General features: G+C 36.0%; 16 protein-coding genes, 2 tRNA genes and 3 rRNA genes. 6 read left to right on the top strand and 15 right to left on the bottom strand.

What is annotated here, in order from left to right; genetic code table 11:
- Window positions 1-9: 9 nt before the first annotated feature.
- Both NYQ10_RS09530 and NYQ10_RS09525 read right to left on the bottom strand, forming a co-directional pair.
- Window positions 10-921 carry a helix-turn-helix domain-containing protein gene (locus NYQ10_RS09530; protein ID WP_289880294.1) on the bottom strand — a complete coding sequence of 304 codons (912 nt, stop codon included), beginning with the start codon at window positions 919-921 and terminating at the stop codon, window positions 10-12.
- A gap of 45 nt (window positions 922-966) precedes the next feature.
- On the bottom strand, window positions 967-1,773 hold the full coding sequence (locus tag NYQ10_RS09525) for an SDR family oxidoreductase (protein WP_289880293.1): 807 nt from the start codon (window positions 1,771-1,773) through the stop codon (window positions 967-969).
- A gap of 501 nt (window positions 1,774-2,274) precedes the next feature.
- Here NYQ10_RS09525 and NYQ10_RS09520 point away from each other — a divergent pair.
- The 5 genes from NYQ10_RS09520 to NYQ10_RS09500 all read left to right on the top strand — a co-directional run bounded on the left by NYQ10_RS09520 (window position 2,275) and on the right by NYQ10_RS09500 (window position 5,908).
- On the top strand, window positions 2,275-3,090 hold the full coding sequence (locus tag NYQ10_RS09520; RefSeq protein WP_289880292.1) for an alpha/beta fold hydrolase: 816 nt from the start codon (window positions 2,275-2,277) through the stop codon (window positions 3,088-3,090).
- 122 nt (window positions 3,091-3,212) lie between these two features.
- Window positions 3,213-3,503 (top strand): GNAT family N-acetyltransferase, encoded by a 291-nt coding sequence (locus tag NYQ10_RS09515; protein ID WP_276174907.1) that lies wholly within the window; start codon window positions 3,213-3,215, stop codon window positions 3,501-3,503.
- Window positions 3,504-3,628: 125 nt separating this feature from the next.
- Window positions 3,629-4,249 (top strand): alpha/beta hydrolase, encoded by a 621-nt coding sequence (locus NYQ10_RS09510; protein ID WP_289880290.1) that lies wholly within the window; start codon window positions 3,629-3,631, stop codon window positions 4,247-4,249.
- Window positions 4,249-4,599, top strand: a complete 351-nt coding sequence (locus NYQ10_RS09505) for a hypothetical protein (protein WP_289880288.1) — start codon at window positions 4,249-4,251, stop codon at window positions 4,597-4,599. Before NYQ10_RS09510 ends, NYQ10_RS09505 begins: the two co-directional genes overlap by 1 nt.
- A 370-nt stretch (window positions 4,600-4,969) precedes the next feature.
- Window positions 4,970-5,908 carry a ring-cleaving dioxygenase gene (locus NYQ10_RS09500; RefSeq protein ID WP_289880286.1) on the top strand — a complete coding sequence of 313 codons (939 nt, stop codon included), beginning with the start codon at window positions 4,970-4,972 and terminating at the stop codon, window positions 5,906-5,908.
- A 173-nt stretch (window positions 5,909-6,081) separates the two neighbouring features.
- Here NYQ10_RS09500 and NYQ10_RS09495 read toward each other — a convergent pair whose 3' ends face one another.
- The 13 genes from NYQ10_RS09495 to NYQ10_RS09435 all read right to left on the bottom strand — a co-directional run bounded on the left by NYQ10_RS09495 (window position 6,082) and on the right by NYQ10_RS09435 (window position 24,994).
- On the bottom strand, window positions 6,082-6,603 hold the full coding sequence (locus NYQ10_RS09495) for a DUF3347 domain-containing protein (RefSeq protein WP_289880283.1): 522 nt from the start codon (window positions 6,601-6,603) through the stop codon (window positions 6,082-6,084).
- A complete protein-coding gene (locus NYQ10_RS09490; protein WP_289880282.1) occupies window positions 6,600-9,035 on the bottom strand; it encodes a zinc-dependent metalloprotease in 2,436 nt (811 codons plus the stop codon). The genes NYQ10_RS09495 and NYQ10_RS09490 overlap by 4 nt, the downstream gene beginning before the upstream one ends.
- 5 nt (window positions 9,036-9,040) lie before the next feature.
- Entirely contained in the window at window positions 9,041-10,465 is a 1,425-nt protein-coding gene (locus tag NYQ10_RS09485; RefSeq protein ID WP_289880280.1) for a RagB/SusD family nutrient uptake outer membrane protein, read from the bottom strand.
- Between the two features lie 3 nt (window positions 10,466-10,468).
- On the bottom strand, window positions 10,469-14,110 hold the full coding sequence (locus NYQ10_RS09480) for a SusC/RagA family TonB-linked outer membrane protein (protein WP_289880277.1): 3,642 nt from the start codon (window positions 14,108-14,110) through the stop codon (window positions 10,469-10,471).
- Window positions 14,111-14,243: 133 nt separating this feature from the next.
- Entirely contained in the window at window positions 14,244-15,389 is a 1,146-nt protein-coding gene (locus NYQ10_RS09475) for a FecR family protein (protein WP_289880275.1), read from the bottom strand.
- 197 nt (window positions 15,390-15,586) lie between these two features.
- The gene (locus NYQ10_RS09470; protein WP_289880273.1) at window positions 15,587-16,156 is read right to left on the bottom strand and encodes an RNA polymerase sigma factor; all 570 of its coding nucleotides are present in this window, start codon (window positions 16,154-16,156) and stop codon (window positions 15,587-15,589) included.
- A 316-nt stretch (window positions 16,157-16,472) separates the two neighbouring features.
- Window positions 16,473-16,582, bottom strand: a 5S ribosomal RNA gene (gene rrf, locus NYQ10_RS09465).
- Window positions 16,583-16,762: 180 nt separating this feature from the next.
- A 23S ribosomal RNA gene (locus NYQ10_RS09460) occupies window positions 16,763-19,644 on the bottom strand.
- A gap of 129 nt (window positions 19,645-19,773) precedes the next feature.
- Window positions 19,774-19,847 (bottom strand) — tRNA-Ala (locus NYQ10_RS09455).
- A gap of 107 nt (window positions 19,848-19,954) precedes the next feature.
- Window positions 19,955-20,028: transfer RNA gene (locus tag NYQ10_RS09450), tRNA-Ile, on the bottom strand.
- A gap of 125 nt (window positions 20,029-20,153) precedes the next feature.
- Window positions 20,154-21,667 (bottom strand): 16S ribosomal RNA (locus NYQ10_RS09445).
- Together the 16S, 23S and 5S rRNA genes with 2 tRNA genes alongside form the textbook arrangement of a ribosomal RNA operon.
- A 1,001-nt stretch (window positions 21,668-22,668) precedes the next feature.
- On the bottom strand, window positions 22,669-23,685 hold the full coding sequence (locus NYQ10_RS09440) for an LLM class flavin-dependent oxidoreductase (RefSeq protein WP_289880272.1): 1,017 nt from the start codon (window positions 23,683-23,685) through the stop codon (window positions 22,669-22,671).
- A 100-nt stretch (window positions 23,686-23,785) separates the two neighbouring features.
- The gene (locus tag NYQ10_RS09435; RefSeq protein WP_289880270.1) at window positions 23,786-24,994 is read right to left on the bottom strand and encodes a polysaccharide deacetylase family protein; all 1,209 of its coding nucleotides are present in this window, start codon (window positions 24,992-24,994) and stop codon (window positions 23,786-23,788) included.
- 164 nt (window positions 24,995-25,158) lie between these two features.
- Here NYQ10_RS09435 and NYQ10_RS09430 point away from each other — a divergent pair, with 164 nt between their 5' ends.
- Entirely contained in the window at window positions 25,159-26,505 is a 1,347-nt protein-coding gene (locus NYQ10_RS09430; protein ID WP_289880268.1) for a sigma-54-dependent transcriptional regulator, read from the top strand.
- Window positions 26,506-26,532 lie beyond the last annotated feature (27 nt).

The following is a 26,532-nucleotide window of genomic DNA, read 5'->3' as shown; positions in this document are numbered from 1 at the left end:
ATAATTAACCTAGTTCAATAGGCTTTTTTTGTAATCTGAAGGAGATAGATTGGTTTTGCTTTTAAAAAGTTTATTAAAAGACTGCGGATGTTCAAAACCTAAATGAAACGCAATTTCTGCTGTTGTCATTTCATCTTTTGCTAGATATTCTTTTGCTTTTTCTATTACTTTTTCGTGAATAAATTGTTGTGTATTTAATCCAATCAGATTTCGAAGCAAATCGCTGAGATAGCGAGGTGTCACATTCAAACTTTCTGCAATAATATTTACTGAAGGCAAACCTTTCATTGCAGCTTTATTTTCTCTAAAATAAATTTCTAATTGATTTTCTAACTTAGAAAGAAGATCATTATTTACCGCTTTTCGCGTAATAAACTGACGATCGTAAAAACGATTGGCATAATTGAGCAATAATTCTATTTGCGAAATAATTACATCTTGACTGAATTTATCAATTCGTTCGTTCAATTCGTATTGAATAAACTGATAAATGCTTAAGATTGTTGTCTTTTCTTTTTCAGAAAGATAAAGTGCTTCTGCGGCAGAATAACTAAAAAAACCATATTGTTTTATTTGTGAATCTAAAGCATAAGAACGAAGTAAATCAGGATGAATGTGTAAAGACATTCCGTCATAATTGGCTTCTTCTTCCTGCATACGTAATAATTGTCCCGGCGCAACAAAAGACATTCCGCCTTCTTCAAAATCATAAAATCCCTGACCGTATTTTAGTTTTCCAGAAAATTTGGTTTTAAAAGAGATTTTATAAAAATTGAGAATAATTCCGCCTTCCAAATCGGCTGGATCAAATTCGGCTTCCCCGTAGTTTATAATACTAATAAGCGGATGAAGTGGCGCTGGAAGTCCCATTGCTTTGTGCAATTGAGATAAGGAATTGAATATAACGGGTTGTTTTTTCATTGCTAACAAATTTAATCATTTATAATGCTTAGAATGTATTTTGATTTACATTAAAAATTGAGGAAGCATTTTTTGAAATTGATTTTCTGGCGTTATAGACAAACGCTCGTTATATAACTCATTAGCATCATTTCCAGCTATATATCGCAATTGAGCTTTATCATCTGTTGCTGCGTCATAAATAATTTCAGCAACGGTTTCTGCTTTAGTATAATTTGCCAGTTGTTCTTCGCTGTAACCTTCGCTGACTTTCGCAATTAAACCTTGATATGCTTGATGTAAACCGCCTTGCAAAGATCTACCTGCAAAATCAGTCTGCATTCCGCCAGGAGCTACGACTTTTACTTTGATTCCAAATTGTGCTAATTCATAAGCTAAACCTTCTGAAAATCCGTCAACGGCAAACTTTGAAGCGTTATAAATTGAACAAGTTGGATAACCTAATAAACCAAATGTTGAAGTGATATTAATAAATATTCCGCTTTGTCTTTCTCTAAAATAAGGCACGAAAGCCCTTGAAACATTGATTACTCCAAAAAGATTCGTTTGAAGCTGATTCTCAATTTGTTCTTCGCTAAAAGATTCTAAAGGACCTATTAATCCATAACCTGCATTATTCAAAACAACATCAACATTTTCTGTTGCTAAAACTTGATTTATGATTTCCTTTATCTGAGATGAATTTGTAACGTCTAGCGCAATAACTTTTATATTTTCTAAACTCGTTAATTCTGTTTCGTTTTCAGGTTTGCGCATGGTAGCAATGACATTCCAACCTTTCTCTTGAAATAATTTTGCTGTTGCTTTTCCTAAACCTGATGAAGCGCCTGTAATAAAAATTGTCTTTCTCATAATTGCAGTATTTAATTGTACACTGCAAAATTGTCCTTATTTAAACTTTAGCATGTAGCCAAAAAGGAGAATAGATAAGTCGAAATTACGCAGCACAAAAAATATTTTATTATAATTTGTTGTTATTCAGATAAAATGCAACGAATATCTCCTAAAACAACGAAATATCGTAAATTTAAAAAGGCTTAAAATCAAACAATTACCTAAAAACAAAGACATTTAAATAAAGGCATATTAATTGGCTTTTATTTAGGATTAAAAAACAAATTTGAATACCTAAAATGAAAACACGCAAGACAAATCCATTTGATTAAGTCAAAAATTAAGAACATTTTTTACTTCTTAATCTAGATTAATCGATCAAGATTTCATTCTAATATACATTTGCATCATACTAATAACAAAACAATAATTAAAACAATAGAAAAGTTTAAATCTTAAACTTAATTATCAATTTTAATTGAAATAATAAAATAATATTAATCTAAAAACTAAAAAATCATGAGCACATTTACAGTAAAAGACGGAACAGAAATTTATTACAAAGATTGGGGAAATGGACAACCAATTGTTTTTCATCACGGATGGCCTTTATCAAGCGATGATTGGGACGCACAAATGATGTTTTTCCTAAAAAAAGGTTACAGAGTTATTGCACACGATCGCCGCGGACACGGTCGTTCTGGTCAAGCCTCTGAAGGAAATAATATGGAAACTTACGCATCTGATATTGCCGAACTAACTGAAGCATTAGATTTAAAAGATGCAATTCATGTAGGACACTCAACTGGTGGCGGAGAAGTAATTCGTTACGCAGCAAAATACGGAAAAGGTCGTGTTGCAAAAGCAGTTATTATTAGTGCTGTAACACCAATTATGATTCAAAATGAATCTAATCCTGAAGGTGTGCCATTATCTGTTTTTGATGAAATTAGACAAGGAACTGGATTTAATAGAGCGCAATATTTTTATGATTTTCCTATTCCTTTTTACGGATGGAATCGCGAAGGACAAACTGTTCAAGAAGGTATTAAACACAATTGGTGGCGTCAAGGAATGATGGGTTCTGTTTTATCTCATTATGAAGGAATTAAAGCCTTTTCGGAATCAGATTTTACAGAAGATCTGAAAAGTTTAGACATTCCAGTTTTGGTTTTACACGGAGAAGACGACCAAATTGTACCTTATGCACAAGCACCTAGAGCTGCAAAATTGCTTAAAAACAGCAAATTAATTTCTTATCCAGGATTTCCACACGGAATGCCGACTACAGAAGCTGAAACAATTAATAAGGATATTTTAGATTTCATAAAATAATTAATCATAACTGCCTGCAAAGGTTTCTTTTCGGGCAGTTTGATCTCTTCTCACAAGAAAAAAAATCATAACTTTAATAGTTGCTTAAGCCCACAATTTTTACAAATACCGAAAATAAATATATGGAAACAATAAAATTAGAATTAGACGAAAAACAGCATGGTGCTTTTAATCTTTATGTTGATGGCAAAAAATTAGGCGAAATGACTGTAAGCCTTAAACCTGATTTGCTTACGGTTTATCACACTGGAGTTGAACCAGAAGCCGAAGGAAAAGGCTACGCCAAAAAACTTTTGGAAGAAATGGTATCGTATGTACGCGCTAATAATTTAAAAGTTTTACCGCTTTGTCCTTATGTTCATGCTCAATTTAAAAGGCATCCAGATGAATATGAAGATATTTGGAAAAAGTAGTTTTTTCTGATACCGAATTTCTGCAATCTTTGTCGAGCTTCTTGTGGAGATTTCTCCTTCGTCGAAATGACAAGATTGTGTGAAATCTGAGAAAAAAAAACTTTATACATTAAAAAAAATCTATTATGAATACAGAAATAATAACAGACGGTGTTCCTCTAAATGAAGCAAAAAAAGCATTAATTATGATTCACGGTCGTGGTGCCGGAGCGCATGATATTCTGTCGATTGCAAAACATCTTAAAGTGGAAGATTTTGCTTTAGTGGCGCCTCAGGCAGAAAACAGAACTTGGTATCCGTATTCGTTTTTAGCGCCTCTAAACGAAAATGAGCCTTCGTTTTCAAAGTCGCTTGAAGCTATTCATCAAGTTGTGGTCGCAATTCAGCAAAACGGAATCGAAAAGGAAAACATCTATTTCTTAGGATTTTCTCAAGGCGCTTGTCTTGCTTTAGAATTTACAACAAGAAATGTTGCTAAATATGGTGGAATCGTAGCTTTTACAGGCGGATTAATTGGCGACAAGATTTATGAAAATCATTATTCAGGAAATTTTGAAAATACACCTGTTTTTATCGGAACCAGCGATCCAGATTTTCATGTTCCTGTAGAAAGAGTAAATGATACTGAAACGCTTATGACAAAAATGGGTGCAGATGTTACTAAAAAAATCTATCCGAATATGGGACATACAATTAGCCAAGACGAAGTTAATTGTGCAAACGCTTTGGTTTTCAATAAAAAATAATGATTACGATAACGCGAGTTTACAGCGATGAAAACGGAGAAAGTCATTTTGAAGACTTTGAAGTTCCGTTAAAAAACAATGGAGATATCGGTTTTTTATCTGATGATGAAGCTGTAAAATCTATCGTTTTTAGAGAAGTGAGTCCTTCTTATGATTACGATTTTCACAATGCGCCCGATCGCCAGTATATTGTTCTCCTAGAAGGCGGAGTCGAAATCGAAACTTCGTTGGGAGAAAAAAGAACCTTTAATACTGGTTCAATTCTTTTGGTAGAAGATACCACAGGAAAAGGACACAAAACAAAAAATATTGAGCCTAAACTTCGAAAATCAATATTTATCAAATTATAATTTTAATACATAGAATATTTATAGTTAAAGATTCTATGTATTAAAACTATATTTTTTTTAATTCTTCAATACTTCTTTCATATTCCAAATTCAATTTAATAGTTGTCATTATTAAATCACTATCGAATTTCTAAATATGAAATAATCGTTTCGTAAAATTACAGTATATCGTGTAATCGGAAAATATTTTTTATCCAAAATCCATTAATATACAACACATTAAACTAAAAAAAATATTCTTTGGTTATATAATTACACGCCAAAAAATTAACCGCTTTTTATTTCTTAATCTAGGTTAATCGACGCAGAACCATAACAGACGTAAATTTGTAAAAGAAAAATCAAATAACAATTTAATATAAAAAACACCATGGAAAATAAAATTTTAGGCTTACACCATATTACTGCAATTGCAGGTGACGCAAAACGAAACTTCAACTTTTACTCAAACATATTAGGATTAAGATTTATCAAAAAAACAGTAAATTTTGATGATCCAGGAACTTACCATTTTTACTTTGGTGACGAAGTTGGAAGCGCAGGAACTATTTTGACATTTTTCCCTTGGGGAGAAGGAATTCAGCAAGGAAGAAAAGGTTCTGGAATGGCAACTGAAATTGGCTATTCTGTACCAAAAGGAAGCTTGGATTTCTGGCAAAAACGTTTTGAGAAATACAATGTAATTTACAATAAACCTTCTGAAAAATTCGGTGAAAAATACTTGACTTTCTTAGATCCAGACGGATTAAAATTAGAGTTAATCGAATCTAAAACAGAAGACAACAGAAAAGCTTGGGAAACTGACGAAGTAAAAGCTGATGTTGCAACAAAAGGTTTTCATAACATTACTTTGACTTTAAATGATATTAAACCAACTGCTGCGATTTTAACTGAAATATTTGGTTATAAATTAATCGATCAAGACGTAAACCGTTATCGTTATGCAACAGATGCTGTAGAAAATGCCGCAATTGTAGATTTGGTGGAATTAAGTGATGAAAAACGCGGTTTAAACGCAAACGGAACTGTTCACCACGTGGCTTTCCGTGTCAAAAATGATGAAATTTTAATGCACTTCCGTGAAAAAATCGAAGAATACGGATTGTCAATTACACCACAAATCGACAGACAATATTTCCATTCTCTATATTTTAGAGAACCAGGCGGAGTTTTGTTCGAAATTGCAACTGATAATCCCGGATTTACAGTAGATGAAAGCTTGGAAGAATTGGGTAAAAACTTGAAACTTCCAGCTCAATATGAATCACACAGAAAATCTATTGAAGATCATTTGGTTAAAATAAATTAATTAAAAAATAGTGATTACGGTTACAACTATAATTTAAATAAAAAAGCTGTCTAAAATAATAGACAGCTTTTTTGTGATTAATAATTAACGAATTAATCAAAATCAATTAGAAATGACAAATACGGCTCCTTTTCAGAATACCGTATTTATCAAACTAATTCAAATTCTAACTTTTATAAACTTGCTTTTACTTCACCACAAGTCAGCATATTTTTTGGATAATATGGGTTTTTAATTTCTTTGCTATCACTTGTCCAAACTGCGCCTGTCATTGGGCAAATCTGTAAATATAGCATTGCGTCTGCAGCTTTAAATTTTGATGCTTGTTCCCAATATTTCACAGAAAGCGTTTCAAAAACTTTACGCTGTTTATTGATATTTTTATTCGCGATAAGCTGATCTGCTAATTCAATAATTTCTTTTCTTGATGTTGTTGCTTCGTTCATTTTTTCAAGACTTAATTTTTTAAATCTGAAATTCTTTAACGAGTTTTTCAATGCTTCTGCATTTTTAGCAACGGCAAGACTATCTGAAACTAAAAAACTATTTTTTAGAGCCAAGTAATTTTTTGTGATTTCTTTTTTCTGTGCTTCTCTCTTTTCTACCAATTCAGGAGTTACTTCTTCTTTTGATGTTAATTGAGCTTGAGCAAATCCACTTAAGAAAAGAAATGCTAGAACTACTAATTTTTTCATGATGTAGGTTTATCTAATTTTGTAATAATTTTTTCGATGTCTATCAGAATACTTTCGTAATGATCTTTGCTTAATCCTGTAGTTCCATTCATAAGCTTTGTAACATCCTCTTTTAATTTTAAAAGATGCTGTTTCCCATACAAATTCACATCACTACGTTGTGCTGTATTTGCTGCTTTACCTGGTTCTAACTCTTTTGGTAACAACAGCATTCCAAGTTTTTCAACATAACTACGTTGCAAACTTCTTCTATAAAAATCTTGCTTTTCATCTCCGCTGAATTTTACCCAAACCGTTTGCTGTAAATCATTTAAAAATTCTGGAACTGTATAAGCACCTTCAAACTGAATTGATTTTACACTGATATTGTAAAGCATTCCAGAACTTAAAAGCATATTTAAAACCTGATTCTGCTGATCTGCTATTTGGTCTGCCGTTTTTAACGGAATAAGCTGTTCAATTTCTGTTGGATACATCCATAAAGGTGCGATAAACAATTGTCTGCCAACATAATCAATCGCTGCTTTTACTTTTGCTTTTGGAATTGGCTGATAAACTGTGCCTTTTTCGTCAACTGTTCTTTTGGTTACATAATTATTACCAATATTTTTTAGTACATGATATAAATAGCGGCTGTATTGTAATACAACTGCTTTATGCATATCGGCTAAATTGTCATAAGCATCGTTTGGCTGATACGTCCATTGAACCAGATTTGGAACTACGCGTTTTAGGTTTTTAATTCCGTAATCGCTTGCCTTTACTGAATCATCACCAAGATCTTCTGATTGGCTTCTCGGATCTTCGTCTTTTCCTTCACCTCCAAACCATAATTTCGGATTTGCAGTTAAACTATCTGTTGTTAATTTTGCTAACGTTTTTTCTTCTTCAAACTCATCTTTAGCATTTGGATAATATTTGTAACCCCATTGAACTGCCCATTTATCGTAGCTCCCAATACGTGGGTAAATTCCTTTTGAACTAATATTATCTTCTGGTTGTGCTACATAATTAAAACGAGCATAATCCATAATAGAAACGGTGTGTCCGTTTGCTTCAACCCATTTTTTATCACGAAGTTTTTCTACAGGCGTTGCACTGCTCGCTCCCATGTTGTGGCGCAAACCAATTGTATGTCCAATTTCATGCGAAGAAACAAAACGAATTAATTGTCCCATTAATTCATCATCTAAATGCATTTTTCTAGCTCTCGGATCTAAAGGCCCCGCTTGAATCATATACCATCTTTGTACCAATTTCATCACATTATGATACCAGCCAACGTGGCTTTCCATAATTTCTCCACTTCTCGGATCACTTATTCTTGGGCCATAAGCATTTGGTGTTTCAGAAGCTAAATATCTTACTACAGAATATCTTGCATCTTCTAAACTCATTGTTTTATCATCTTCTGGCCATTCTTTACCAACAATTGCATTTTTAAAACCAGCAGCTTCAAAAGCTTTCTGCCAATCGTTAATTCCAGCAATTAAATATGGTCTCCATTTTTTTGGCGTTGCAGGATCGATGTAATAAACAATTTGCTTTTTTGGTTCAACCAATTCGCCTCTTAGATATTTTTTAATGTCTTTGTCTTTAGGCTCTAAACGGTAACGCTGCACAATGAATTTTTTCTGCGCACGCTGCTCATCGTCATCAAACAAAACATATTTATTCGCAAAATAACCTACTCTCTCATCAAAAAAACGTTTACGCATTGGCGTTTTCGGAAGCAATACAATTGAAGTGTTTAATCTCAATGTAACACTTCCGCTACTTGCCGTAGAACTTGTGTAAGTCTTTGTTGTTTTAACTTCAATATTAATTGGGTAGGTATCTATACTTTCAACAAAAGATTTATCATCAGCAAGTGAACTTAATTTTTTTTCTGTTTTCTCTGTACTTCCGATAGAAAACATTGCATTATCTTTTTTGAAAGCTTCGGTTACATCTATTACAACTTCACCAGTATCTGGATTAGTTGTTTTTATTGGAAAAGCTGCCACAATCGGATTTTCGTTACTTCCTGCCAATGCTTTTGCGAGCATCGAATCTGAAGAACGAACATCTTGCTTGTATTGTAACGATCTCAAATAAACGGTGTTATTAGATCCTTTTTCAAAGTAAATAGTTTGTTCGTTTGCTTTTTCTCCACCAAAAATTCCCATTCCTTCTGGCGTAGATAAATATCGGGTTACCACCAACATATATCTATTAAATAAAGTATCAGGAATTTGAAAATAATACTTTGTATCGACCTGACTAATTGTAAAAAGACCTGATTTGTTTTTAGCTTTATCGGTAATGACTTTGTTGTAAGCCAACATTCCTTTTGGCTGAGTACTTGTAGTATCGGCTTTTTTTTCTGGAGTTTGAGCAAAACCATGCTGACCAACAGCCAGCATGATTAGCATTATAAATAGTTTTTTCATTGGAATTAAAACGGAACTTTCTCGTCTGTGTTTAATGTAAGTTTTGGATTCTTTGTTAATGCACTTAATGGAAACGGCACAATGTATAATCTAGAATTTGGCTGTAAAGTATACGTCTTTTGCGGAACTGTTTTATTTACGATTGGAAATACTCTCGTAACTGTTTTAGCATATTCCGTTTCAGTATTTAATCTTTTTAAGTCAAAAAATCGATTAAATCCTAAAAGCAATTCTTTTCTGCGCTCGTTTATAACGAGTTGCATTGTTTCTTTTCTTGTTGCAGGAACAGTTAGATTTACAGTTCCTGATACAATACGTTTTGCTCTTAATTTATTTAAAACGTCAACTGCTTCTGCAAGTTTATTATCTCTTGCATAACATTCGGCTAGAATTAAATATACTTCAGGCGTTTTCATTCCAACTGTTGGATAAAAGAATCTTGTGTATTGCGTTGCCCAATAAGCAGTTCCCGAGCCTATATCTAAATTTGTTGTACTTGTAGAATTGAAAAACAAATTAAAACGAGCATCGTTAGTTCCGAATAAAGCTCTCAGTTCTGGACTGATGATGTAGCTTTGTGCAAAGTTCATTTCATTATAACCTGTCATGTACATATAACTCAAAACTTCTACATTATTTGCTGCAGGAACAGCAACAGCAGTTGGTCCGCCTTGAGCGTTATAAGCCACTAAATCAAATATTTGATTATTATAAGTTAATGATTTTTCTGCCGCCGCTTGTGCTTGAGCAATTTCACGTTTAAACAAATGAACTTTAGCTTTAAAAGCATAAGCAAATGCTAAAGAAGGATGATAAACATCTACTGGTTTTTCTTTAATATATGGTAACGCATCTTCGATATCTTTTTGAATAAAATCGTAAACCTGTGCTACAGTAGATTTTGTAGGTTGCGCTTCTAAATCAAATTTATCCATGATACAAATACCTCCATCTGTAGCAGCGGTTTGAGGATCGTAACCTTTAGCATAAGTATTAATCAATAAAAAGTGATCGTAAGCTCTAAAAATTTTAGCTTCTGCTTTCGCTAATTGTTTAATGCTTTCATCTCCTTTACTATTGTCAACTAAAGAAATAATCGTATTCCATCTGTTGATATAGGTATAAGCTTGATTGTAAAAACTTGAACCTGTCAACAACGAGACGCGATCTACACTTTCATCAAAAGTAAAATTAATGATGTCAATGTTTGGAGTTCTTCCGATTACGTTGGCTTCTCTCATCCATTGATCATCAGACAAATATTGAAAGTTATTAATTGGATAACCTCTATTTGGCAATGATACCAATTCAAGAAATTGTTCTGGAGTTTCTATAACTAGAGCTCCTTTTGGTGTAACATCGGTATAATCTTCGCAAGATGTTACGGTTAACATCATAAGCGACAGTAGTGTTATATATATATGTTTCATTTTTTAAAGAGTAAGATTAAAGCCAAATAAATAGGTTTTTGGCGATGGTAAATTACGTGTTGCACTATTTGCAGTATAAACTTCTGGATCAATATGATTTCCGGCAGCACTCCAATACCAAAGATTATTTACCTGAAAAGTAAATTTAGCCGACGCCATTTTGATTTTGCTTGCAAAAGTTTTTGGCAGATTATAACCTAGTGAAATATTTCTAAGTTTAATGTAATCTCCATCTACAACATTTGCACTCGAATTTCTCCATTGACTACTTATTGTAGTTGCATAATTTCTAATGCTTTCGTCAAAATCTACATATAGACGTGTATTGCCATTTCTATTTGTATCAGTGTAACGATCCGCAATTCCTGAAAGATTTACCAAATCAGATGACATATCTAACGTTTCTTTACGCATTACATTTCCTCCAGAAAAAACAAATAAGAAATTCAAATCAAATTGTTTGTATGAAAATCGTTGCGAAAGCGAACCTGTATAAGTTGGCAATAAAGTTCCCATATTAACCAAAGCATCTGGACTTGTAACAGATTTAATTGTAGTTGAAATTGGGTTTCCATTAGCATCAAAAGTGATTGAAGGATTTCCGTTTTCATCTAATACATACGGATATCCATTTACCATTCCGCCATATTTGTAAGCATACAAACTATTATAAGCTTCATTTTCTATAAAATAATCTCCTGGCGAAGCCACATATGAGTTTGCTGTAGATTGAGCTCTTGTAACTTTTTTAACAGTAGTTTCGTTAAAAGCAAATATTAAATTAGAAGCAACACGAAAACTTCCATTATTATACCATTCAGATCCTAAACTAAATTCAATTCCTTTATTTAACAAAGCTCCAGCATTAATTCTTCTTGTCAATGCCCCAACCGTAGGATCTAAATCTGTTGTTGCCAACAAGTCGCTGCTGTATTTGCGATAAACATCAATAGTACCGTTTAACTTTGCACGAAACAAGCTATAATCTACACCTAAATTGGTAGTTTGTGTTTTTTCCCATCTCAACATTGGATTAGGCTGAGCCGTGATATTTGTATATTGTAAAGATTGATATAAATTATCGTTTCTTCTTGTAGCCGTGATATATGGAGTTGTAGATTGATCGATATTTCCATTAATACCATAAGTTGCTCTTAATTTAAGCATGCTAACCCATTTTACTTCTTTCATGAAATCCTCATTGCTGATATTCCAACCTAAACCTGTAGACCATAATGGACGGTTTTTATATTTTGGATCAACTCCAAACAAATCTGCTCTATCAACGCGATAACTTCCGGTTACGTTATATTTAGACAAATAAGTATAACTAGCAGTACTGAAAACTGAAAAGTAACGGTGCAAAATTTCTTGTTGTGTTCTTCCTAAAGCTGCCAAAGTTCTGTTATTTCCATAGATATAACTAGCAACTCCTGTCTGGCTTAACGCAAGATTATTTAGAACTGCAGAACTAAGCGTAACTGGATCGTAACCATATCTTAATTGCTCTATACTTCTTGGAACAAAGGTTTCGCGCATTTCAAAACCAGCTAATGCATTTATAGAATGCTTTCCATCAGCAAAATCTTGATTAAAATCTAATTGATTTCTAAAAGAATAATTACTTGCTTGACTGCTTAATTGTTTGTATCGTCCTCCTGTTGAAAATCCGTCTACATAAGTATACGCGTTCGTAGTTGGATTATATCCTGTTAGAGAATTAATAGCCATGCGCATTTTATAAGAGTCAATAGCATAATATTGCTCATTATCGTTTTTTCTTACCTCGTATTGAAACTGTGTATTAAAACTTAAACCTCTCCAAAGTTTAGCTTTTATGTTAGCAAAAGTTCTTAAGCTTAATGAATTTTGCTGTTCAATACCTTCTTGAAGTGCGTCTAAAACATTAAATTGAGTAGATTTAAATCCGCTTAAACCAGCTAATTTTCTAGCTACATATGGATTAATAACACTTCCAGAAGTAAACCCGTCATTAATTCCAACAAATGGAGATATTACAAGATTTCCGTTGTCGTCTGTTATACGCTCGTATCTTTTTTGAATATCATAATTGCTATAACTAGAATCTGTAACATCATCATTACTGTACGTTCCATTCACTCCAAATGTAGCATTTAACCAATCATTAAATTGAAAACTACTTTTTGCATAAAGATTAAATGCACGACTGTTATTGTATTTAATGCGATTTTTTGATTCATCATAATTCAGCGAAACGTAAGTATTTTGCCTACTTGTACTTCCAGAGAATGCAATATTGTAACGTTGTCTTAATTCATTCTGCCATACATTATCACGATAATCCTTAATATAATCGTTCTTTCTCCATTGAGCAATTGTAGAATTATAATCAGCATTATTAATAACACCTTCCTCCAAATCTCTATTAAGCTGATAAAGCGGACTGTAATATTTCATACTGCTATTCCCAATATCTCCGTAACCGCTAAACATTGTAGCAGTATTAGCAAATCTTGCTCTTTCTCTATTGTAAACCGCCTGTTCAAGATCGATTAAATCGCTTGTAGAAGCATAATTCATATCTCTTAAATTGGGTTTATCCGCGATGAAGAAATCAGAATTGATAGTTACTTTTAGTTTACCATTTCCTTTTTTAGTAGTTAAAACGATAATTCCATTTGCTGCTCTTGAACCGTAAATAGAAGCTGCAGCGGCATCTTTCAACACATCTACACTTTCAATATCGTATGGATTAATTTCGTCTAAAGTCAATTCACTTGGCAATCCGTCTATTACTATAAGCGGACTATATCCAACTTGATTAGAAAAAGTTCCCATACCACGCAATATAGGTTTATCAGCCGCCGCACCACTTGGATTCTTTTGAAACATCAAACCTGCAACACGACCTTCTAATGCACTTGATAAATTGGTGTTTATGTTTTCGTTTAATGTTTTTTCATCAACTTTTGTTATGGCACCAGTAAAATTACTTCTTGCAATAGTTTGAAAACCAGTAACTACAACTTCTTTCATTGCTGCAACTTTATCTTCAACAATAAGTGTTAAATCTGTGCGTCCATTAATTGCAATCGATTTTTTTTCAATAGTTAATCCCGAGCAATCTAGAATACCATTTGACGGAGCTTTTTCAAAAGAAAAACTACCATCAAAATCAGTTACAGCAATTCGGTTTGTCCCCCAAATAGTTACCGATACACCAGGAAAAGGCTCATTTCTATTATTTACTACTTTTCCGCGTATATCGATTAATCCGTTTCCCCGCTCTTCTTCTTTTGAATTTGAAGCAGTTACCACAATAGTCTGATTGGTAAGTGTATATTTTAAGTTTTGGTTTCTAAAAACTTGATTTAGAGTTTCATTCAAAGATGAATTCTTTACGCTAATAGTTACATTTTTAGAATCTTTCAGCAATTTTTGCGTGTAGAAAACTTCGTAATTGGCCTGTTTAGAAATTTCTTTTAAAACTTTTTCTAATGGCGCATCCTTAAAATTAATAGAAATGCTTTGAGCTTGTCCTGACAAACTGCACAATAACATAAACATCAAACATAACGACCATAAATTTGTCGAAAAATTAATTTTTGGGATCTTTTTTTTAAGTTTTTTGTAAGGTTTTTTTGGTTGTAAATTTAATTTCATACATTTACATTGGTTATAGTTAAACAATAGTGGACAACTTATATTGGCTATAAACTTTTATAACAACCAGAAGCATCGCAACTGCCTCTGGTTTTTTAGTTTATAAACTCAACATAATCGGGTAAATTTAATTTTAGGGATATACAATAACTGTTTTTCCTTCAACTTTAAATTTTATATTACTAAGCTCAAGTACTTTTAATACTTCAGACAAATTTTTATTTCTAAACGTACCTCCGTTAAATCTAACATCTGAAACATCTCCTCGGTATTCAACTTTAATTCCGTACCAACGCTCTAATTGTTTCATGACAGATTTTAAATCTGCATTATCAAATTTAAATCGACCATTTTTCCAAGCAATAGCTTCTTCAGTGTCAACTTCTTTTACTAGTATTTTAGTAAAACCATTTGATGCATTAGATTGCTGGCCTGGTTTTAAAACTGTTTTTTGATTTTTGTATGAAACGGCGACACTTCCTTCCAACAAGGTTGTTTTTACAACCGATTCGTTATTATAAGCATGTACATTAAAATGTGTACCTAAAACTTCTATAATTTGGTTATCCGATTTTACTAAAAAAGGTTTGTTTTTATTTTTAGCAACCTCAAAATAAGCTTCTCCTTCAAGCTCGACAATTCTTTGATCGCCATTAAATTGAGTTGGATATTTAATTGATGAAACCGCATTAAGAAAAACTTTGGTTCCATCTGCTAAAACAATATTATATTGTCCGCCTGTTGGAGTTGAGAGTGTATTAAATGAATTGACATCTTCTTTTGAAGTATTACTATTTGGGTTTATTACGTAAGTTATAACTCCATTTTCATCCATTTTAATCGTAACTTCATCTTCTTCTCCTTCTTTTGCAATAACATCTTTTGAAGTTATATCTGAAAGTATAATTTGCTTTCCATTAGAAAGTGTCAAAATTCCTCTATTTCCGCCAGGAGCAATTTCTTTTACTTTTTCAACAACCTGAATATTTTGGCTTGGTTGTTTAGATGATGTAAAATAAAAAATTCCCGAACCCAATAAAACCACAATTGAAGCAGCAACTGCTACACCTGGCCAAATACTAATAACTTTTTGCTTTTGCTTTAATGGTAATTTAGATTTCAAATGTTCGTAGCTATCGTCCATTTCATCACCAGAAAGTTGAATATTACTATTTAAAGCTTTATGCAAATACCACGCATCGAGTTTATCCTTCTCTGTATCTGATAAGGTACCTTCTTGATATTTTTGCAGTAACATTAAGATTTCTGATTCATTCATAATTACAATACGAAAATTTGTCCCGTTTTAGATAAGACAGTTATAAATGACTTTTGTCATAGACGGAATCGAAAAAAATTAAAAAAACATTAAATAATTATTAAATAAAATTCTTTTAATGTTATTTACTATTTAATAATGAATAAGTTAGACATGAATTATCTAACAAAAATTTTACAAAAGAAAGTTCAAAAATTTCACCAAATAAAGAAATTCATTGAAGATTTAAGTTTTTCGCGGAGAATTTTTAAAGAATTGTACACTTGTTGCTTTGCAGTTTTATCAGTAATATTTAATTGAAGTGCAATTTCGTCATATGAAAGTTCTTCTACTTTTCGTAGAAGAAAAACTTCACGCATTTTTTCTGGAAGTAAAGCGATTTCATTTTCTATAATTCGTTCTAATTCTTTTTCTCTTAGTTTTGAATCTGCAAAAACATAATCATTTTCAATAAACTTAGAAATAGAATCAGCATAACGTGAAACTACTTTATCATGCGCGATATGATTTAATATTCTATTTTTTGTCGCTTTGTATAAATAAGAAGAAAGAGAAGTCGTAATTGTAATCTCATTACGTTTGGTCCAGATTAACAAAAGTACTTCTTGAACAATATCATTTGCTTCATCACGATTTCCAAGTATCTTATAAGCGTGATTAACAAGTAATCTGGAATATCTTTCAAATATTTCTGTATAAGCCAACTGATCATCCTCTCTAAGAAGATTCACTAAAATATGATCAGCATATTTGCTATAAACAGACATTTAATTAAACAGATAAGTATGAAAAACGCAATATTAAACATTTTTTATGTTAAATGCTAAAAGATTATATAGTAAAAGAAGTTATCAATCTAAAATAGATTAATTCTTAGTTTCAACTATAGAATGCTGTTTTTCTTTTATTAAAGTAATACCCTATTAAAATTCTATTTATGACAATTTAATATTTCGTAAAATAACATTTTTTTCAAAACTTATGTTTTGCCCATAAAGTTTGGAGCCAGGAAATGCATTCAAAATATTTCCGAAAATCTATAAAAACAGAAAACCCCATCCGATTAGGATAGGGTTTTCAAAAGAAAGGCGACGACATACTCTCCCACATGACTGCAGTACCATCTGCGCAGGCGGGCTTAACTTCTCTGTTCGGGATGGGAAGAGGTGAGCCCCGCCGCAATAACCACCTTAAGGTTTTTAGTCTAAAGTTTAAGGTCATAAAGCCTAAAGCCATTATTGCGGCTTTTTAACTTTTGACTTTCCTCTTTACGACTTACTCGCGTCGAGCAAATATTTTAACATACTGAGATAAAGAAAAGAAGAATATTTTAGAAAGTTCCTTCCCGATCCGCTGGGCGGATCGGGAAAAACGTGCATAAGCTTACGGATTATTAGTACTACTCGACTGTGACATTACTGCCTTTACATCTGTAGCCTATCAACGTGGTCATCTTCCACGATCCTTAAAAGAAATCTCATCTTGTGGTGGGTTTCGCGCTTATATGCTTTCAGCGCTTATCCCTTCCCAACGTAGCTACTCTGCGGTGCCCCTGGCGGGACAACAGATACACTAGAGGTTAGTCCAATTCGGTCCTCTCGTACTAGAATCAGATCCACTCAAATTTCTAACGCCCGCAGTAGATAGAGACCGAACTGTCTCACGACGTTCTGAACCCAGCTCGCGTGCCACTTTAATGGGCGAACAGCCCAACCCTTGGGACCTTCTCCAGCCCCAGGATGTGACGAGCCGACATCGAGGTGCCAAACCCCCCGTCGATATGAGCTCTTGGGGGAGATCAGCCTGTTATCCCCGGCGTACCTTTTATCCTTTGAGCGATGGCCCTTCCATGCGGAACCACCGGATCACTATGCTCTACTTTCGTACCTGATCGACCTGTATGTCTCTCAGTCAAGCTCCCTTATGCCATTGCACTCTACGCACGGTTACCAAGCGTACTGAGGGAACCTTTAGAAGCCTCCGTTACTCTTTTGGAGGCGACCACCCCAGTCAAACTACCCACCAAGCACTGTCCCCCACATCGCGGGGTTAGGCCTCAGATAAACAAAGGGTTGTATTTCAACAATGACTCCACAACGCCTGGCGACGCCGCTTCAAAGTCTCCAACCTATCCTACACATCATTTATCCAAGGTCAATACTAAGCTATAGTAAAGGTGCACAGGGTCTTTTCGTCCCACTGCGGGTAAACGGCATCTTCACCGTTACTACAATTTCACCGAGCTCATGGCTGAGACAGTGTCCAGATCGTTACACCATTCGTGCAGGTCGGAACTTACCCGACAAGGAATTTCGCTACCTTAGGACCGTTATAGTTACGGCCGCCGTTTACTGGGGCTTCAATTCAATGCTTCTCCGAAGATAACATCTCCTCTTAACCTTCCAGCACCGGGCAGGTGTCAGGCCCTATACTTCATCTTACGATTTTGCAGAGCCCTGTGTTTTTGATAAACAGTCGCCTGGACCTCTTCACTGCGGCCCCGATTGCTCGGGGCGACCTTTCTCCCGAAGTTACAGGTCTATTTTGCCTAATTCCTTAGCCATGAATCTCTCGAGCACCTTAGGATTCTCTCCTCAACTACCTGTGTCGGTTTACGGTACTGGTTCTTATTGCCTGAAGTTTAGAGGTTTTTCTTGGAAGCCCTTAGGCGCACTATCTCTTTGTCCGAAGACTCCGAGTACTATCGCATTTCACCAAACTCTCCGGATTTGCCTAGAGAGCCTATAGCTAGGTGCTTTAACGAACTATTCCGTCAGTTCGCGGCGCTTTCATCACTCCGTCACCCCATCACAGCAATAAGAAGTACGGGAATATTAACCCGTTGGCCATCGACTGTCCCTTTCGGGTTCGCCTTAGGACCAGACTAACCCACAGCTGATTAGCATAGCTGTGGAAACCTTAGTTTTTCGGTGTGCGGGTTTCTCGCCCGCATTATCGTTACTTATGCCTACATTTTCTTTTCTGACCGGTCCAGCATACCTTACGATACACCTTCTGCCCTGTCAGAATGCTCCCCTACCACTTTGCATTGCTGCAAAATCCATAGCTTCGGTAATATGTTTATGCCCGATTATTATCCATGCTCGTCCGCTCGACTAGTGAGCTGTTACGCACTCTTTAAATGAATGGCTGCTTCCAAGCCAACATCCTAGCTGTCTGGGCAGACAAACCTCGTTCTTTCAACTTAACATATATTTGGGGACCTTAGCTGATGGTCTGGGTTCTTTCCCTCTCGGACTTGGACCTTAGCACCCAAGCCCTCACTGCTGTGAAACATTATATAGCATTCGGAGTTTGTCAGGAATTGGTAGGCGGTGAAGCCCCCGCATCCAATCAGTAGCTCTACCTCTATATAACTGTCATCAGCGCTGCACCTAAATGCATTTCGGGGAGTACGAGCTATTTCCGAGTTTGATTGGCCTTTCACCCCTACCCACAGGTCATCCGAAGACTTTTCAACGTCAACCGGTTCGGTCCTCCACTGTGTGTTACCACAGCTTCAACCTGCCCATGGGTAGATCACACGGTTTCGCGTCTAACACTGCCGACTAAAGCGCCCTATTCAGACTCGCTTTCGCTGCGGATCCATGGCTTAACCACTTATCCTTGCCGGCAACGTTAACTCGTAGGCTCATTATGCAAAAGGCACGCCGTCACCCCACGAAAGGGCTCCGACCGCTTGTAAGCGCATGGTTTCAGGATCTATTTCACTCCGTTATTCACGGTTCTTTTCACCTTTCCCTCACGGTACTGGTTCACTATCGGTCTCTCAGGAGTATTTAGCCTTAGCGGATGGTCCCGCCAAATTCAGACAGGGTTTCACGTGCCCCGCCCTACTCAGGATACCACTATCTATTATGCTCGTTACCCATACGGGGCTGTCACCCTCTATGGCGCTCCTTTCCAGAAGCTTCCGGTTCCTTGCACATAAAATGCCGTGGTCCTACAACCCCAGCTATGCCGTAACATAACTGGTTTGGGCTAATCCGCGTTCGCTCGCCACTACTTACGGAATCACTTTTGTTTTCTTCTCCTCCGCCTACTTAGATGTTTCAGTTCAGCGGGTTTGCCCACCTATCGGTGTGCTATGCCTTCAGCATAGCGGGTTGCCCCATTCGGATATCTGCGGATCGATCTGTGTGTGCCAGTCCCCGCAGCTTTTCGCAGCTTATCACGTCCTTCTTCGCCTCTGAGAGCCTAGGCATTCCCCATGCGCCCTTATTTTGCTTATTGCACCAATCATAAAATCAATTATGACCGTTTTTTTTGTTTTTCCTATCTGTTAGAATCAGAAAAACGCTTTCTACTTTCTTATTATTTTCTTATCTCAATATGTCAATGAACTTTTTTCCTTTCGGAACTGTGGAGAATAACGGAGTCGAACCGTTGACCTCCTGCGTGCAAGGCAGGCGCTCTAGCCAGCTGAGCTAATCCCCCATTTTGAATCTTAGATTTTAGAATTCAGATTTTAGATTTCTAATTCTTCTCTAATTTCCTTTGGTGAATCCCAGCTTCCAGAATTTCCTTCAAATCAAGCCAAATAGTAGTCCCGGGCAGACTCGAACTGCCGACCCCTACATTATCAGTGTAGTACTCTAACCAGCTGAGCTACGAGACTCTGTTTTACTTAATTTTCATCATTTTTTTAAATTAACAGCAAGAGTAATGCAATCACGATTCCAAACCTACCGTCCGGCATCTTATTTCCCAATCGTGCCTTGCGGCTAACGGATTGGGCTCTAGAAAGGAGGTGTTCCAGCCGCACCTTCCGGTACGGCTACCTTGTTACGACTTAGCCCTAGTTACCAGTTTTACCCTAGGCAGCTCCTTGCGGTCACCGACTTCAGGCACCCCCAGCTTCCATGGCTTGACGGGCGGTGTGTACAAGGCCCGGGAACGTATTCACCGGATCATGGCTGATATCCGATTACTAGCGATTCCAGCTTCACGGAGTCGAGTTGCAGACTCCGATCCGAACTGTGACCGGCTTTATAGATTCGCTCCTGGTCGCCCAGTGGCTGCTCTCTGTACCGGCCATTGTAGCACGTGTGTAGCCCAAGGCGTAAGGGCCGTGATGATTTGACGTCATCCCCACCTTCCTCACAGTTTGCACTGGCAGTCTTGTTAGAGTTCCCGACATGACTCGCTGGCAACTAACAACAGGGGTTGCGCTCGTTATAGGACTTAACCTGACACCTCACGGCACGAGCTGACGACAACCATGCAGCACCTTGTAAACTGTCTTGCGAAAGATCTGTTTCCAAATCGGTCAGTCTGCATTTAAGCCTTGGTAAGGTTCCTCGCGTATCATCGAATTAAACCACATGCTCCACCGCTTGTGCGGGCCCCCGTCAATTCCTTTGAGTTTCAAACTTGCGTTCGTACTCCCCAGGTGGGATACTTATCACTTTCGCTTAGCCACTGAAGTTGCCCCCAACAGCTAGTATCCATCGTTTACGGCGTGGACTACCAGGGTATCTAATCCTGTTCGCTACCCACGCTTTCGTCCATCAGCGTCAATCGATTGGTAGTAACCTGCCTTCGCAATTGGTATTCCATGTAATCTCTAAGCATTTCACCGCTACACTACATATTCTAGTTACTTCCCAATAATTCAAGTCCTGCAGTATCAATGGCCGTTCCACCGTTGAGCGATGGGCTTTCACCACTGACTTACAAGACCGCCTACGGACCCTTTAAACCCAATGATTCCGGATAACGCTTGGATCCTCCGTATTACCGCGGCTGCTGGCACGGAGTTAGCCGATCCTTATTCTTACGGTACCGTCAAGCTCCTTCACGAAGGAGTGTTTCTTCCCGTACAAAAGCAGTTTACAATCCATAGGACCGTCATCCTGCACGCGGCATGGCTGGTTCAGGCTTGCGCCCATTGACCAATATTCCTCACTGCTGCCTCCCGTAGGAGTCTGGTCCGTGTCTCAGTACCAGTGTGGGGGATCTCCCTCTCAGGACCCCTACCCATCGTCGCCTTGGTAAGCCGTTACCTTACCAACTAGCTAATGGGACGCATGCTCATCTTTCACCGTTGTGACTTTAATTATAAGATGATGCCATCCTATAATGCTATGAGGTATTAATCCAAATTTCTCTGGGCTATCCCTCTGTGAAAGGCAGATTGCATACGCGTTACGCACCCGTGCGCCGGTCTCAGATTCCGAAGAATCCTACCCCTCGACTTGCATGTGTTAAGCCTGCCGCTAGCGTTCATCCTGAGCCAGGATCAAACTCTTCATCGTATATTTTTATATTATTATGCGATGCTTTTCCAGTCGGTTCTTTTCGAATCTCTCGATTCCATTACTCTTATTTTTTCTGTTTTGAAATCTCTTTCAAAACGGCTGTCAATTCAATATGTCTACGAACGTGTCTTCTTTTGTTTTTCGCTTATCTCTCAAAGCGGGTGCAAAACTAAAACTTCTTTTTATTTCCTGCAAGAAAAAATTCAAAAAATTTGAAACTTTTTTTTCGTTTCCATTTTCCCATTTTCCCTTCCAATCTATCAATGAACCTTCCCTGTTTTGCGGGGTGCAAATGTAAAACCCTTTTTCTTTTCCTGCAAGCTTTTCCGAATCTTTTTTTCGAAAATCTCTTTTCTTTCGATTCTTATTTCCTGGCAGTATTTCGATGAGCGTCTTGCTGATTGCGGGTGCAAAAGTAGAACCTTTTTCCAGTTATACAATACTTTTGGACGCCTTTTTTTCGCCTTTTCTCAAATTATTTTTTAACTTACTGATAACGGCTTCTTTACGTTTTGAAGTTTTTTGGATTCCCGTAAGGATTTTCTCCGTTTGGCTGCGTTTTTCCTGTCTGCTGCCGCTTCCGCATTCCCGTTTTTGCGGGTTTTCAGGTTTGGCGGACGTTTTCCGCCCTTTCTCTAATTACGGAAAAATCCATTTTTAGCAAAAAAGCCCTTCCCAAGACGGGATTTATAGCCCCGATAGTCCCGAAGCTTCGGGAGGAAATCCTTTTTGGGGACGGGGTTCGCCCCAAAAAGATTGCAGCGCATAGCGGGAAACAGCTCCTTATAAACATTAAAACTCACATCTCTTCCATATTATAGTGTGCATTATTTTTTTTCCGTTTACATATCCTTTGCGCATAAGACGCAATGCCGTGCGCCTCTACAGAAAATTGGGGTTTAATTTCTTCCTTATATATATGCGTAAAAAGAAACCCGACAGATTTTTCAAATCTGTCGGGCTGTATTAATAAAATTTACTCTTATATATATGTATACTTATATATGTATGCTTTCGTTTAAACTATCTATTGCTTCTTTTGTTATTTGAATGCTTTTTAGTTTTGCGTGATGTTCAAAGATTGGGCTTGTTACCATTAGTTCGTCGATTCTGGTGTAATCGATAAACTTTTTCAAGTCAGCTACTAATTGATCTTTGTTTCCTGTAAAAGTTCCTGCTGTCATTTGATTTACATGAAAACGCTCTGCTTCATTCATAATATCATCTAATGACGGAACTGGCGGCTGTAATCCTTTGCGGTCGTTTCTAATTAGGTTTAAAAACATTTGATATAAACTTGTAGATAATAATTCGGCCTCTTCGTTTGTATCTGCTGCAATGATATTGACACATGCCATTGTTTTCGGTTTGTCTAAATACTCTGATGGCTGAAAATTTTCTCTGTAAAACTCAAAAGCTTGAATCATCAGCTTTGGTGCAAAGTGTCCAGCGAAAGCATAAGGAAGTCCGTAAGCTGCAGCCAAAGCCGCACTATCCATACTTGATCCTAAAATCCAGATTGGCACATTTAGACCTTCAGCTGGAAATGCACGTACTTTTCCTGTTGCATTTTCGCTCGAAAAATATTCTTGAAGCTTACTTACGTTTTGTGGAAATCGCTGCGCTTGTTCGAAAAAGTCTTTTCGAATTGCTTCGGCAGTTGGCTGATCTGTCCCTGGCGCTCTTCCTAAGCCTAAATCGATTCGATTAGGATAAAGCGTTTCTAAAGTCCCGAATTGCTCGGCAACTACCAAAGGTGAATGGTTCGGGAGCATGATTCCGCCAGAACCTACACGGATATTCTGTGTCTGACTTGCTACATAACCAATTAAAACTACGGTTGCTGTACTCGCAACGTGCGCCATATTGTGATGTTCTGCCAACCAGATTCTTTTATAATCTAATTTGTCGGCCAATTGCGCAATGTCTTTTGTTTTTTTAAATGTTTCGGTTGCGTTACTATCTTGGTTGATAATTGCAAGTTCTAATATTGAGACTGAAATTGGTTTTTTCATATAAATTAAGGCTAAAATGCAAAATTAACTCATTTATATGAATGCCTTCTGTTTTCTTATGTTAATAGATTTATAATATTTGTAGTTACAAATATTACCCCTACAATTGTATCAAAATCAATTTATGATTTGTTTTCCCATCATTTTTTATTTTCAAATCATTACTCGATTCAATTTCAAATTTAGAACGTGTTTCTATATTTAATGAAATATCTCGATTTCTAAACATTTCCGGAATTTTTGGAAGCTGAATCGTTACTGTTATTTCTTTATTTTTCTGCTGAAAATCGACTTTAATTCGATCTCTTAACCAAATATATTCATAAACCTCTTGCCACGGTGCCATCCATATCGAGTCATTTCCTTTCAAACCATATTTATCCGCAAGTGTTGTCATATAATATTTGAAATCTGGAAAACGCATACTCAAATTCCACAGATTTCCATTTCCTGTTCCGTGAGTGAATTCGTTGTACCAATTCGGATTTGGCAGTTTAGCAATTGAATCTACCGTTTTCAGAAAACGATCCATTGTTTTAAAATTTGTAGTGTCTTTTGAACTTAGCACAAAAGTTCTTGCCGTAATCATTTTATCTAAATTCACTTTAGAGTCAACTTTCAGCATTGGTCCAACTCCTGTATAAGAAGCTACAGAAAAATGCCCATTTTCTAAAGCATTATTTTCATATTCGTAACGGTAATTCGGATCGCCTTCTCCGCCTGGAACTACAAAATGCGACATTGTAAAATTCAAATTTTGTTTAATCGAAATCGTGTTTTCTGTAACTTCTGTCAAGAAATTGGTGCCTAGTTTTGTAAAATGATGAAAACTGTGATTCAAAATATCCCAGCCAGCATTGTACATTTCTTTAACTTCTGACCAAGAAAGATGTCCGCGATTTTCTGGCAAATCACGAATTGAAGCGCCATTTATCGCCAATCCTAATTTAAACGGAATTTTATTCCCCATTCCGTCCGAATAAAAAAGTCCTTCTGAAGTTGTTCCGTCACCGCCTTGATCAATTTTCCATTCGTTAATTGATGAATTACTGATTTTTCCCCCATTCAATAATGGAAAAGCAGTTAAATAAGCCGATCTGTAACCATCGTCGAGCGTAAAACTATAAGCGAAATGTTTGTTATATTTTAAAGAGGAAACGACAATTTTGATTTTATCTGCCGATTTCAGTTTTATTTTAAATGAAATAGTCTTTGATTTTGAAGAATCTTTTTCAATTATTTCGTTCGAAAAACTATTAAAGCTGCCAAAAATAATTGCAGTGAATATAAGGAGGATTTGTTTTGACATAAATTTTAGCGGTTATTTTTAGATCTAAAAATACATTTCTTTTTCAAAAATATTTCAAAAGTGATTACCTCTTTAAAATAATTTATTCAGAATCAAAAAACAGAACTAATTTTAAACCTAAATTTGTACATCGAATACCAATTCGGCTTTAGCTTATCTGCAAAATGACACACAAAATTTTAATTATAGACGACGAAGAAAAACTGAGAAGTCTGTTAGCGCGAATTATAAAATCGGAAGGATTTGAAGTTTTTGAAGCCAAAGATTTAAAATCGGGTTTTAAGAAACTGGAACAAACGGATATTGATGTCGTTTTGTGCGATGTAAAACTTCCTGACGGAAATGGCGTTGATTTTCTTCAAAACATAAAAGAAAATTTTCCGCTTACGGAAGTTATTCTGTTAACCGCTTTCGGGAATATTCCAGACGGCGTACAGGCAATGAAAAATGGCGCTTTCGACTATATTGTAAAAGGCGACGACAACGATAAAATTATTCCGCTTCTTTATAAAGCGGTTGAAAAAGTGCATTTGCAAAAAAAAGTACAACAACTCGAAAAACGTATCAACGACAAATATTCTTTCAGCACCATTGTTGGAAAATCAAAAGGAATTGAACAAATTATCGATCTCGCGCAAAAAGTAGCCAAAACAGATTCGACTGTTTTATTAACTGGAGAAACTGGAACTGGAAAAGAAGTTTTTGCACAGGCGATTCATGAAAACAGTAATCGTGTTGGAAAATCTTTTGTGGCCTTAAACTGCAGTACTTTCACAAAAGAAATTTTAGAAAGTGAACTTTTTGGTCATAAACAAGGCGCTTTTACGGGAGCTGTAAAAGATAAAAAGGGTTTTATTGAAGAAGCAAACGGTGGTACTTTATTTCTGGATGAAATTGGTGAAATGCCAATTGATCTTCAGGCGAAATTATTGCGTGTTTTAGAAACTTCCGAATATATCCCTGTTGGTGACACGACTCCAAAAAAATCAAATTTCAGATTAATTGCAGCAACAAATCGTGATTTAAAAACAGAAAGTGACGAACATCGTTTCCGTTCTGATTTGTATTTCCGTTTGAATATCTTCGAAATAAAACTGCCTTCTTTAAGAGAAAGAATCAAAGATATTGCAGTTTTGACGCATCATTTCGTGAAACAGTTTTCTGAAAAAACGAATAAAAAAACATTACATATCTCTGATGAATTTCTGCAGAAATTAGAAAATTATTCGTGGCCGGGAAATATCCGTGAACTTAAAAATATTATCGAAAGGTCGGTTATTTTAAGTAATGGCGATACTTTAACTTCGGATGTTCTGCCATACGAAATGCAACATCAAGCTGAGAAAAATACCAAATCAATGTCGGCTTTCTCGATGCAGAGTGTTGAAAAACTGCATATTCAAAAAGTTTTAAATTATACAAAAGGAAATAAAGCAGAAACGGCACGATTATTAGAAATTGGAATTGCGACTTTATACAGAAAACTCGAAGAGTATAATATACAGCCTTGATCCTGCAAGGTTTTCAAAACCTTGTAG

The sequence above is a fragment of the Flavobacterium johnsoniae genome (assembly GCF_030388325.1).
Classification (GTDB): domain Bacteria; phylum Bacteroidota; class Bacteroidia; order Flavobacteriales; family Flavobacteriaceae; genus Flavobacterium; species Flavobacterium johnsoniae_C.
The sequence above is the reverse complement of the archived record's forward strand: the minus strand, read 5'-3'. Positions and strand labels throughout refer to the sequence as shown.

What these genes read in the sequence shown, in the direction of transcription:
- NYQ10_RS09530 (WP_289880294.1), bottom strand. Translation starts at nt 921, where the DNA reads ATGAAAAAACAACCCGTTATATTCAATTCCTTATCTCAATTGCACAAA.
- NYQ10_RS09525 (WP_289880293.1), bottom strand. Translation starts at nt 1,773, where the DNA reads ATGAGAAAGACAATTTTTATTACAGGCGCTTCATCAGGTTTAGGAAAA.
- NYQ10_RS09520 (WP_289880292.1), top strand. Translation starts at nt 2,275, where the DNA reads ATGAGCACATTTACAGTAAAAGACGGAACAGAAATTTATTACAAAGAT.
- NYQ10_RS09515 (WP_276174907.1), top strand. Translation starts at nt 3,213, where the DNA reads ATGGAAACAATAAAATTAGAATTAGACGAAAAACAGCATGGTGCTTTT.
- NYQ10_RS09510 (WP_289880290.1), top strand. Translation starts at nt 3,629, where the DNA reads ATGAATACAGAAATAATAACAGACGGTGTTCCTCTAAATGAAGCAAAA.
- NYQ10_RS09505 (WP_289880288.1), top strand. Translation starts at nt 4,249, where the DNA reads ATGATTACGATAACGCGAGTTTACAGCGATGAAAACGGAGAAAGTCAT.
- NYQ10_RS09500 (WP_289880286.1), top strand. Translation starts at nt 4,970, where the DNA reads ATGGAAAATAAAATTTTAGGCTTACACCATATTACTGCAATTGCAGGT.
- NYQ10_RS09495 (WP_289880283.1), bottom strand. Translation starts at nt 6,603, where the DNA reads ATGAAAAAATTAGTAGTTCTAGCATTTCTTTTCTTAAGTGGATTTGCT.
- NYQ10_RS09490 (WP_289880282.1), bottom strand. Translation starts at nt 9,035, where the DNA reads ATGAAAAAACTATTTATAATGCTAATCATGCTGGCTGTTGGTCAGCAT.
- NYQ10_RS09485 (WP_289880280.1), bottom strand. Translation starts at nt 10,465, where the DNA reads ATGAAACATATATATATAACACTACTGTCGCTTATGATGTTAACCGTA.
- NYQ10_RS09480 (WP_289880277.1), bottom strand. Translation starts at nt 14,110, where the DNA reads ATGAAATTAAATTTACAACCAAAAAAACCTTACAAAAAACTTAAAAAA.
- NYQ10_RS09475 (WP_289880275.1), bottom strand. Translation starts at nt 15,389, where the DNA reads ATGAATGAATCAGAAATCTTAATGTTACTGCAAAAATATCAAGAAGGT.
- NYQ10_RS09470 (WP_289880273.1), bottom strand. Translation starts at nt 16,156, where the DNA reads ATGTCTGTTTATAGCAAATATGCTGATCATATTTTAGTGAATCTTCTT.
- NYQ10_RS09440 (WP_289880272.1), bottom strand. Translation starts at nt 23,685, where the DNA reads ATGAAAAAACCAATTTCAGTCTCAATATTAGAACTTGCAATTATCAAC.
- NYQ10_RS09435 (WP_289880270.1), bottom strand. Translation starts at nt 24,994, where the DNA reads ATGTCAAAACAAATCCTCCTTATATTCACTGCAATTATTTTTGGCAGC.
- NYQ10_RS09430 (WP_289880268.1), top strand. Translation starts at nt 25,159, where the DNA reads ATGACACACAAAATTTTAATTATAGACGACGAAGAAAAACTGAGAAGT.